Consider the following 256-nt stretch of genomic DNA (forward strand, 5'->3'; position numbering starts at 1 on the left):
ATTGACGCCTTACTGAATGGTCTGAATGGGCGATTTATCTCACCAGGTAAAGGCAATGATCCGATCCGCACACCCGATGCACTGCCCACCGGGCGAAATTTTTATGCGTTGGATGGCAGTTTACTGCCGACCGTGTGGGTTTTGATATTGGTCAGCAACTGGCTGCGCCGGTATTGGCTGGCGAAAAAGGCAATATTGAAGGTCATGAAGTTGCGATCGCAATAAACAAGGCGTCATTCTCTGGGCCTCTGATTCG

1 protein-coding gene is annotated in these 256 nt (G+C 50.4%); it reads left to right on the top strand.

Annotated elements, in window-relative coordinates:
- The coding region (locus E8Q33_RS15055; RefSeq protein ID WP_211116197.1) for a cobaltochelatase subunit CobN at positions 1-225 on the top strand (225 nt) is incomplete at its 5' end.
- Positions 226-256 lie beyond the last annotated feature (31 nt).

It is taken from the genome of Methylophaga sp. SB9B (assembly GCF_004832235.1).
In the GTDB taxonomy this organism is placed as follows: Bacteria; Pseudomonadota; Gammaproteobacteria; order Nitrosococcales; family Methylophagaceae; genus Methylophaga; species Methylophaga muralis.